Annotated in this window: 10 protein-coding genes and 1 pseudogene; 8 read left to right on the forward strand and 3 right to left on the reverse strand. The window is 65.9% G+C overall.

Annotated elements, in window-relative coordinates:
* Positions 1-9: 9 nt before the first annotated feature.
* From MR1_RS05500 to MR1_RS05515, 3 genes and pseudogenes are all read left to right on the forward strand, one after another.
* Positions 10-300 (forward strand): annotated as a pseudogene (locus tag MR1_RS05500) (transposase); the annotation flags it as partial.
* Positions 297-593: an IS3 family transposase gene (locus MR1_RS05505; RefSeq protein WP_067243755.1), complete on the forward strand. Its 297-nt coding sequence runs from the start codon at positions 297-299 to the stop codon at positions 591-593. The pseudogene MR1_RS05500 and the gene MR1_RS05505, both read left to right, overlap by 4 nt.
* Positions 594-632: 39 nt before the next feature.
* Positions 633-1,810 (forward strand): IS3 family transposase gene (locus MR1_RS05515; protein WP_394358247.1). Its coding sequence is split into 2 segments (ribosomal slippage): positions 633-899 and positions 902-1,810, totalling 1,176 coding nucleotides; the frame shifts between segments, so codons are not numbered across the junction.
* Positions 1,811-1,868: 58 nt separating this feature from the next.
* On the opposite strand, the gene MR1_RS05520 is transcribed toward MR1_RS05515, so the two are convergent.
* Positions 1,869-3,200 carry an FAD-binding oxidoreductase gene (locus tag MR1_RS05520; protein ID WP_067243758.1) on the reverse strand — a complete coding sequence of 444 codons (1,332 nt, stop codon included), beginning with the start codon at positions 3,198-3,200 and terminating at the stop codon, positions 1,869-1,871.
* Positions 3,197-4,360 (reverse strand): MFS transporter, encoded by a 1,164-nt coding sequence (locus tag MR1_RS05525; RefSeq protein ID WP_217996184.1) that lies wholly within the window; start codon positions 4,358-4,360, stop codon positions 3,197-3,199. Before MR1_RS05525 ends, MR1_RS05520 begins: the two co-directional genes overlap by 4 nt.
* Positions 4,361-4,478: 118 nt before the next feature.
* Between MR1_RS05525 and MR1_RS05530 the strand changes: the two genes are divergently transcribed.
* The 5 genes from MR1_RS05530 to MR1_RS05550 all read left to right on the forward strand — a co-directional run bounded on the left by MR1_RS05530 (position 4,479) and on the right by MR1_RS05550 (position 8,299).
* Positions 4,479-5,366, forward strand: coding sequence for a LysR family transcriptional regulator (locus tag MR1_RS05530; RefSeq protein WP_067243760.1), 888 nt, complete (start codon positions 4,479-4,481; stop codon positions 5,364-5,366).
* Positions 5,367-5,888: 522 nt separating this feature from the next.
* A complete protein-coding gene (locus MR1_RS05535; protein WP_067243765.1) occupies positions 5,889-6,365 on the forward strand; it encodes a MarR family winged helix-turn-helix transcriptional regulator in 477 nt (158 codons plus the stop codon).
* A 61-nt stretch (positions 6,366-6,426) separates the two neighbouring features.
* Complete coding sequence (locus MR1_RS05540; protein WP_067243766.1) at positions 6,427-7,068, forward strand: LysE family translocator; 642 nt, start codon at positions 6,427-6,429, stop codon at positions 7,066-7,068.
* The gene (locus tag MR1_RS05545) at positions 6,963-7,736 is read left to right on the forward strand and encodes a hypothetical protein (RefSeq protein WP_217996185.1); all 774 of its coding nucleotides are present in this window, start codon (positions 6,963-6,965) and stop codon (positions 7,734-7,736) included. The genes MR1_RS05540 and MR1_RS05545 overlap by 106 nt, the downstream gene beginning before the upstream one ends.
* Positions 7,733-8,299 carry a hypothetical protein gene (locus MR1_RS05550; protein ID WP_067243768.1) on the forward strand — a complete coding sequence of 189 codons (567 nt, stop codon included), beginning with the start codon at positions 7,733-7,735 and terminating at the stop codon, positions 8,297-8,299. The genes MR1_RS05545 and MR1_RS05550 overlap by 4 nt, the downstream gene beginning before the upstream one ends.
* 186 nt (positions 8,300-8,485) lie before the next feature.
* Here the strand turns inward: MR1_RS05550 and MR1_RS05555 are convergent.
* A partial coding sequence (locus tag MR1_RS05555) for an alpha/beta hydrolase (RefSeq protein WP_157517909.1) occupies positions 8,486-9,220 on the reverse strand: 735 nt, incomplete at its 5' end.

Consider the following 9,220-nt stretch of genomic DNA (forward strand, 5'->3'; position numbering starts at 1 on the left):
CCGGATGAGTTCCGCCAGCGCGCGCTGCGGATGCTGAGCGAGGCTCGCCCTGATCACAAGACCGATCACGCTGCGATCAAGCACGTCGCCGCCAAGCTCGGCGTCAACCCCGAGACGCTTCGACTGTGGAAGAAGCGCCTCGACGTCGACGAGGGCCGGCAGTCGGGGACCTCGAGTGAGGCGCAGGCGGAGATCAAGCGGTTGAAGAAGCAGATCGCCGAGTTGGAGAAGGCGAACGAGATCTTGCGGTCTGCGAGCGTGTTTTTCGCGACCGAGCTCGGCCGCCCCTCGTCGAGATGATCGCGTTCATCGACAAGATGCGTGATCGTTTCGGGGTCGAGCTCGTGTGCCGTGTGATGCGGCAGGCCGAGGTGGGGTTCCTCACCGCCCGCGGATACCGGGCCGCGAAAGCGCGTCCGGCGTCAGCCCGGCAGCTGAGAGACGAGCTGCTGATTCCGGAGATCACCCGGCTGCATGCGGAGAACTATGGCGTCTACGGGGTCCGGAAGATGCACGCGCTGCTGCGCCAGCAGGGCGGGATGATCGGTCGCGACCAGACCGGCGGGCGTGAGGAACGAATGGGTGACGACTGATCGTTAGTGCCGGGAGGCGCTGGCGGGGAGGATGTCATCATGCCCGGTCCCTATCCGAAAGAGTTCCGCGAGGACGTCGTCGCGGTCGCTCGTAGCCGCGAGAGCGGCGTCACTATCAAACAGATCGCCACCGACTTCGGTATCAGCGAAGCAACGCTGCAGAATTGGCTCCGCCAAGCCGATATCGAAGACGGCAACCGTCCCGGTCAGACCGCCGCCGATGCCGCCGAGGCCCGGGAGTTGAAGAAGCGGATCCGCCTGCTCGAACAAGAAAACGAGGTCCTTCGCCGTGCAGCGGCGTATCTGTCGCAGGCGAATCTGCGTCTCGGTGGCTCCCTAAAATGACGTACCCGCTCGTATCTGAGCTCGCCGACTCGGGGGTCCCCGTGACGGTGTCGTGCCAGGTCCTCAAGCTCGCAAGACAGCCCTACTACCGGTGGCGCAACAATCCGATCCGTGACGCGGACCTGCTGCGCGCGTATCGGATCAACGCGCTGCATGACGCGCACCACGATGACCCGACGTTCGGGTACCGATACCTCGCCGACGAAGCCCGTCGAGCGGGGTGGCGGATGAGCAGGCGGACGGCGTGGAAGCTGTGCTCGCAGGCCGGGATTCTCTCGTCCGCGCAGCGCCGGCGACGCGGGAAGGGCAAGAAGGCCGGGCCGCCCGTGTTCGACGATCACGTCCAGCGAGTATTCCGTGCGGACACGCCGAACCGGCTCTGGCTCAGAGATATCACGGAGCACTGGACGAGCGAAGGCAAGCTCTACTGCTGCGCGATCAAAGACGTGTTCTCCAACCGGATCGTCGGCTACTCGATCTCAGACCGGATGACCGCGAAGCTCGCCGTTGACGCCCTCCGCAACGCCGTCGCCCGCCGCGGTGAGGTCGCCGGCTGCATCCTGCACGCCGACAGAGGCAGCCAGTTCCGTTCCCGGGCCATGGCCCGCGAGTTGCGCCGCCACGACGTGGTCGGATCGATGGGAAGAGTCGGCGCCGCCGGGGACAACGCGGCCATGGAGTCGTTCTGGTCACTGCTGCAGACGAACGTGCTCAACCAGCAGCGGTGGGCGACTCGGCAGGAGCTGCGGCTCGCGATCGTCGTCTGGATCGAGCGGGAGTACCACCGCCAGCGCGCGCAAGACACCCTCGGCGGCTTGACGCCCATCGAATTCGAAGCCAAGCTAGCCGAGCCACTCACACTCGCGGCCTAAACCGAACCTGTCACCAGTTCGTTCCTCACGCCCCGACGTTCAAACAAGGCGCACCTTCTTATGCGTTGACATATATGGCACGCCCGAGTCGGATGAGGTTCGCTGGGTCGTAGCGGCGCTTGATGTTGACAAGGCGCTGGTAGGTCTCGGGTTCGTAGCAGGCACTTGTGCTCAGCTCGGCGGTATTGTCTCCAAACAGGAAGTTCAGTGCTCGACTGGTCGCCCCGTGCGCGAGGTCTTCGATCAGGGCGGACTGTTTGTTCCCGAGGTCGCCGGGTACCTGCCGGGCGACCGGTGTGGTTACCCGGACGACGTAAGTCGCGTCGCGGTGGCCGACCGCGTTTTCATGCTCTGGCTGACGCGCGGCAGCACCGCCGAGGTGATGAAGCTGGAGGAACACGCAGTTCTCGGTCTCGGCATCGATGCGTTTCATGACGGTCGCGGCCGCCGTGGGGTCCAGTGCCGCGGTAGTGACGGCATCACCTTGATAGCCGTGCGGGGTTGCCGGCTCGGCGAATACCTTGCTGCACTCGGCGTAGGGCATCGGGTAGATGGTGTCCTCGACCGGTCCCCAGGTGCGTAATACGTCGATCGCGGAGATGCATGTCCTGGGGTCGGTGCAGGTGACGAAGAGGCGCAGGGTCCGCTTGCCTCGGATGCGTTCCGGTAGAGTCGGAAGGTCGGGGAAGGTCATGAGCGACAGTGAGGATGTGAGTTCGTCGGGCACGCCGGTGGTCCACTCCCGGTAACGGCTGACGATCTCAGGGAATCGCTCAGGGTCGAAGCTCAGTGCGCCGGCAAGAACCTGGCCGACGGGAAAGAGCCGGAACCGCAACGCGGTGACGACGCCGAAGCTGCCGCCACCACCACGCATCGCCCAATACAGGTCTGCGTGGTTGTCGGCGCTCACGTGCCGGGGACGGTTGTCGGCGGTGACTACGTCGAACTCGGTGACGTGGTCGGCTGCGTATCCATACTGCCGGGTGAGCGGTCCGATGCCACCTCCAAGGCTGTAGCCGGCAACACCGACCGTCGGTGCGCTGCCGTTGAGTGGGGCCAGACCGTAGCGTGCGGCCTCGCGCACGACCGCGTCCCAGGTTGTTCCACCGCCCACTCGAGCCAGCCGTGCGTCCGGATCGATATCCACACGCTGGAGTCGTCGGGTGCTGATCATGACGCCGCCGGTGAAGGACGTGGCGCCGTGTCCGGTGTTGCGTGCAGTGATGGGCAGTTCGTTCTCGGCGGCGTAGGCGACCGCACGCTGCACGTCGGCGGCGTCTTCGGCTTCGATGAGCAGGTCAGGTTCGGCACGGACTGCGGTCTGATAGCAGGACGGCCACTGTGGGTCGCCGGGCCGATAGGTGTACCCGTGGATGTCGTCAAGTTTCATTGGATCTCTCCTATGCGTGCGCGGGTCGTGGTGATGAGGGCAGTAAGAAGGAGCGCCGCGACGGCCGCGGTGAAGCCGATACCGGCGGTGCGCAGGCCGGTGGCGTCGGCGGCGTAGCCTGCAGCGACGACCGGTACCGAGATGCCGAGGTAGACGACGAGGAAGAAGCTGGACATGGTTCCGCTGCGCGCGTCGCCGGGTGAACGCGCGCTGCTGATCGCCACAGCTGCCCGGAACGCCAGCCCTTGGCCGATACCGATGACGATGGTGCTGAACACGATCAGCACGGCTGAGCCGATGAACAGCGCAGTGGCGAATCCGAAGACCGCGACTAGGACGATCGCGCATCCGGCCATGAGCGCCGACGCCGCACGGAGGCGTCTGGTCGCGACCTGGCTCAGAGCGGACCCAGCAAACATCGCAAACACAACGCCCCCGGACAGCAATGGGTTGGTCACACTCAGCAGCCGGGTGAGGAACGCGGGCTCGACGGCGGCCACCAGTCCGAGCATCGCGAAGCACGCGAACATCGCCACCGCCACTGCGGGGAATACAGGCCGTACCTCACGGGGCAACGTCGGCCAGTCGATGCGGAAACGAGAACGTGCCCGCGTGGGCGTCGACCTCGGCGACTTCAGTTCCGGCGCCAGCCACAAGCCGGTGCCCGCGACGATGACCAGCGCGAGGTGCACCACGAACGGGGCCACGAGCGGAAAGAGCCCGAGTTCGGCGAGTAGCCCGCTCAGCAGCGGTCCGCACCCCAGGCCCAGCGTGTTCGACGCGGTGGCGACCAACGCCGCGCGCCCGTGATTGCCGGGCGGTTCGAGTTCCGCTAATGCCACGGTTGCTGTGCCGGTGATCATCCCAGCCGACAGGCCAGAGAGCAAACGGCCGATGAGCAGCCCGGTCAATCCTGTGCCGCTGAGGAAAGCCAAGGCCGAGAACGCAGCGGCTCCCAGGCCGGCCATGAGCACAGGGCGGGGACCGATTAGGTCCGATACGCGACCGAGGAACACCAGTGCGACGAGGACGCCGCCGGCGTATATCGCGAACAGCACGGTGATCGTGAGGTCGTCAAAGCCGAGACGACGTTGCAGCGTTGGATACAGGGGTGTCGGCAACGTTGTGCCGATCATCGTCGCCGTCAGCGCGGCAGCCACCGCCCAGAAGGCGGATGGCCGCCCGGCTCGTCGTTCCCCCACGAAGACCAGGCTGTTAGGCGACCCAACAATCTGTCCAACAGAATGTTTCGATCGTCATGATCGGTACCATCGATCTATGGAACTTCGGCAACTGGAGCACTTCGTCGCCGTGGCCGACGAACGACATTTCACGCGCGCCGCAGCGAAGGTGCACCTGGCGCAGTCGAGTCTGTCCAGTTCGATCGCCGCGCTTGAACGCGAACTCGGTGCCGAACTGCTGGTTCGTTCCAGCCGCAAGGTCGAACTCACCGAGGCAGGCCGCGCACTCCTGCCTGCGGCTCACCGATCTCTCGAGGCTGCCCGTGACGGGCAGGACGCGGTAGCCGCTGTACGCGGTGTGCTCCGGGGCCGTCTCCGCGTCGGGACTATCCAGGCGCTCGGCGGCATCCCGTTGACGCGATGGCTCGCGGACTTCCACGAGCGCCATCCTGAAGTCCACTTGCGCGTCCATCACGACGCGGTACCGAGTCTCATCCACGATGTGGTTTCCGGAGACCTCGACATCGCAGTGGCCGATCGCCCGTTCGAGAGAGCCCACCTGCACGAGCGACCCCTGGTTGCGCAGTCGCTCGTGCTCGCCGTCAACCATCGCGACCCGCTCGCCCGCCGCCGACGAGTTCGCCTGAGTGACCTTGCCGACCGTCAGTTCGCTGAGTATCGCTCCGACTCTGCGCTCCGCGCACGGATCGACGTCGCGTGCGAGGAAGCGGGCCTCCATCGGCGGAGCATCTTCGAAGCCGACACCATCGCGGACCTGCTGAGCGCCGTCGAGCACGGCATCGGGATCGCCCTGGTTCCCCCCGAAACGATGGTTGGCTACCCGCACCTGCGGACGGTGAACACCGAGCCCGAGATCGGTCGCGAACTTGTGATGGTGTACGCCGCCAACCGGCCACCCAGCCCGGCAACGGACCGGTTTCTCAGCACCATCGAGTACTCATTGACGAGTGACGGAGGGCGATGATCTGAGTCCTGATCAGGATCCCACCGGGGATCGAAGCCCGTTGGCCACACTGGGAAGACGAGAGCCAGGTGAGGCCCGCCGCACTCGTTCAGGATCGCCGGTGCTGGGAATGAGTCGCCCGGTGACCCATCGTGGGTGAATGTCTGAGCGTAGCGTCCCTGGCGTCGAAGAGCTTGTAGATCGGGACAGCGCCGTGGACGAGGACGAAGCTGTGGAACCGGGCATGCGATGAGATAGCGGAGTTGACTGGCGATCTACCTTGCGTCGTTCCGAAGGTCGGTCAGAGCCGCGAGCACGTTGCTTATCTCTTTCGACATCAACGCGCGCCTCGGCGCCATGAAATTCCGACGAGCAGACTCATGACCCGACAGTCGCGCAGAGCCGGTGTCCGTCTGTTTGAACCCCCGGGACGTCCGTCCGCTTCGCCGACGACGCGGCGCACCAAGCGAACGTGCTTCACATCATGCAGCGCCCCTCCGATACTATGATCGTCGAAAGATTCGTCAGTCGAAGGAGGGCGGCGTGGGCTCGTCGCGGGAAGACGCTGAGGAGGCGTTCGGTGCGGCTGTCCAGCGGTATCAGCGGGTGACGCAGGCCTTCGATGACGCGGTGGGTCGCGCGTTGGATCTTGGGGCGACCGAGCTGCGGTGTTTGGACTGGTTGACGGAGGGTGTGATGTCTTCGGGCGAGTTGGCGAAGGCTATTGGGCTGCGGCCAGCGGCGACGACCACGCTGGTCGATCGTCTGTGTCGTCGCGGTCTCGTGCGTCGTGGGCCGGCACCGGCGGACCGTCGGAAAGTCCTGATCGAGTTGACTCCGGAGGGGCAGGAGGTCCTCTGGAGGATGTACGGACCCCTCGTGCAGGATGGGCACCGGCTTCTGGGGGAGTTCGACGCCGAGCAGATCCTCGCCTTCGAGCGGCTCCTGTCCGCGATGGCGAGCAATGCAGAAGAACACACTCGGCGAGTGGCAGCGGGCGTCGGGACGTCTGGCCCGTGAGATGACAGCCCCGCCGCATTGAAGAAGTCGCGCGTGGCGAGGACAAGTAGAGGAGAAGTAGATGCCGGATATGCAGGCGCTTGTAGCGTTCGCCGTGATGTCGTTCGTGCTGATCGTGGTGCCGGGGCCGAGCGTGCTGTTCGTCATCGGGCGGTCGCTGGCGCTGGGTCGGCGGGGTGGGTTGTTGAGCGTGCTCGGGAACGAGCTCGGCGGTCTACCGCTTGTTCTCCTGGTGTCCGTGGGGCTCGGTGCCGTCGTCGCGCAGTCCGCGATGGTGTTCCTGGTGGTCAAGCTGCTGGGGGCGGGGTATCTCGTGTATCTGGGGGTGCAGGCGATCCGGCATCGGCGCGTGGACACCGGCGCGATGACTGCTTCCGGGAACGGCCCGTCGTCGTCGTGGCGCGTGCTGCGCGAGGGCTTCATCGTCGGCGTGACGAATCCGAAGACGATCGTGTTCTTCGTGGCGGTGCTCCCGCAGTTCGTCACTCCGCAGAACGGGTCCGTCGCGGTGCAGATGGCGGTCCTGGGGCTCGTATTCACGGTGATCGCGTTCGCCTGCGATGCGTGCTGGGCCCTGGTGGCCTCCGCGGCGCGTCAGTGGTTCGCGACCTCGCCGCGGAGGTTGTCGACGATGCGCGCGACCGGCGGCGGGATGCTGGTCGGCATGGGCGCGACCCTCGCCCTCGCCCCCGCGAAGAGCTGACCGGCGTGCACGAAAAGCGTAGAGCGGTGGCGGATCACCAGGGGGAGCATCTGCTGGAGCGGGCGAGGCGGCTCGACCAGGAGGCACGGGCGATGTGCGAGCGCCTTGGCCTGTGGCGTCGGCTGGAGAGCCTCGGCGCTCCGGTCGTGGTCGGCGCCGCCGGCCTGGGCGTGATCGATCGGCGGGACATCGACATCACCACCTCGTGCGTGGCGCTGAACGAGGAGACCATCGGACGCATCACCTCTCTGGGGGCGGAACTCGCCTCGCACGAAGACGTGCGGCAGGTCGTGCTCCGGGACGACACCGGCCGATGGAACACCGACCCGCGATACCCGGACGGCTACTACCTGGGGCTGGAGATCATGTCGCCGCGCGAGAAGCTGTGGACCGCGGATCTGTGGTTCGTCGGCGAGCCCGAACGCCAACCCGACCTCGAGCACCTCCGCCGCTTCGCACCACTCGTAACCGACGAATCCCGGGGGGCCATCCTGGCCCTGAAGCGCTCGGTCCGAACGCGTGGCACAGGTGATGACCCCGTCCCCGGATACCTGGTCTATGAAGCCGTCATCCAGGACGCCGTCCGCTCGGAGACGGAGTTTCAGGAGTGGTTGAACCACCGGAGAACCGAATCCGCGACCCACGACGAAGGACCACACGCATCATGAACGACAGACTCTCCGCGCTCGGGCGAGTCAACGCGCTGCTCGTCGCGCCGCACGCGACGAGGCCGGAGCTCGCGCTCGGATACGGTGCTGCCCTGATGGGAGCTGCGGCTGCGACAGCAGGCGGAATCGTCTCCGGATACGGGGCCGCGCACGTGCTCGTCCTCGCCGTGCTCGGATTCGACATCGCCGGCGGTGTCGTCGTCAACGCCACACGGGCAGCGGCACGACGCTTCCATCGCGGCCCGCACTGGCGACGGCGCTCCGTGCTGTTCGTCGCAGCGCACGTGCACCCGTTCGTCGTCGCGCTGCTCTTCCCCGCACAGTCCTGGTCGGCAAGCGCCGTCCTCTACCTGGGACTGGTCGCATCTGCGCTGCTGATCACCTCGACGCCGCTCGCGCTCCGTCGGCCAGTGGCTTTCGCCTGCGCCGCCGCGTTGATCACGTGGACCGTCGTGACCGGGCCGACGGAGGACGCGCTGGTCTGGGTCGCGCCGCTGCTCGTCATCAAACTGCTGCTCGCGCACCTGCTCACCGACAGCATCCCGACACCAGAAGCCACATGAGCATGGGCGTGTCCATGATGTCTGATATCTCATCCGGATCAGCGGCGGCTAGCGGAGCATTCCGAGCGACGACCTCATTGAGAGAGCGAACCTCGGCCTGGCGCGGCTCGATGCCCTCGCTCTGTGGCTAAGTGACACCGCGAAGGACATCCCTTAGGCGCTTCTGAGCCTGCAGTGGCCTGTTGGTCACCCCAAAGCTCGCTGCAGAAAGTCATCAACGCCGTCAGTCAAGGCTGAGCAGCGTAGTGAATCGAACCGGTCCAAGGTGTGGTGCCCCCCGGGTAGCTCGACGTAGACGACCTGATCGGCCGAGGCATCGCGCAACTGCTCGGCCATCGTCCGCGCCATTGCCGGGGCGACCATGGGATCGCGGTCGCCGTGAACGATCAGGGTCGGCGGTATGTCGACTGACGAGGTTCTTCCGGTTGCCTCGCTGAGGTAGTCTTCGGGCGCGGAGGGCAGTCCGCGTGTTGGCGCGGGACCGTAGTACCCGTACAACCCGATGACGGCCGACACTCTCGTATCGGCGTCTTCGAACCCCGGCTGGAACCGTGGGTCGCCCGCAGCAAGAGCGCAGATCGTCGCGATATGAGCACCGGCGGACCCTCCGACGAGAACGACGGTCTCAGGATCAGCCCCGTAGTCTCTGGCGTGCTCCCGTGTCCAGGCAAGCACCCGTTTCGCGTCGACTACCTGGTCGGGGAACACCGCGGGTTCGAGGCGATAGTCGGCGCTGATGCCGATCCAGCCCGCTGCTGCCAGTTGTTCCATCAACAGGCGCGCCTCTTTGCTTCGGCGGCCGCTAAAGAAGCCCCCGCCATGGAAGTGGATGACGAAGCCCTTGGCGGCTTTCAGATCACGTGCACGATAGAGATCGAGGAGGTGTGCTGCCCGGTCGGGGCCATAGCGGATGGCGCTAGG

The organism is Microbacterium resistens NBRC 103078, assembly GCF_001552355.1.
Classification (GTDB): Bacteria; Actinomycetota; Actinomycetes; order Actinomycetales; family Microbacteriaceae; genus Microbacterium; species Microbacterium resistens.

Excerpts from the sequence above, each read along its gene's own strand:
- MR1_RS05530 (WP_067243760.1), top strand. The coding sequence starts at position 4,479 with ATGGAACTTCGGCAACTGGAGCACTTCGTCGCCGTGGCCGACGAACGA.
- MR1_RS05520 (WP_067243758.1), bottom strand. The coding sequence starts at position 3,200 with ATGAAACTTGACGACATCCACGGGTACACCTATCGGCCCGGCGACCCA.
- MR1_RS05505 (WP_067243755.1), top strand. The coding sequence starts at position 297 with ATGATCGCGTTCATCGACAAGATGCGTGATCGTTTCGGGGTCGAGCTC.
- MR1_RS05550 (WP_067243768.1), top strand. The coding sequence starts at position 7,733 with ATGAACGACAGACTCTCCGCGCTCGGGCGAGTCAACGCGCTGCTCGTC.
- MR1_RS05540 (WP_067243766.1), top strand. The coding sequence starts at position 6,427 with ATGCCGGATATGCAGGCGCTTGTAGCGTTCGCCGTGATGTCGTTCGTG.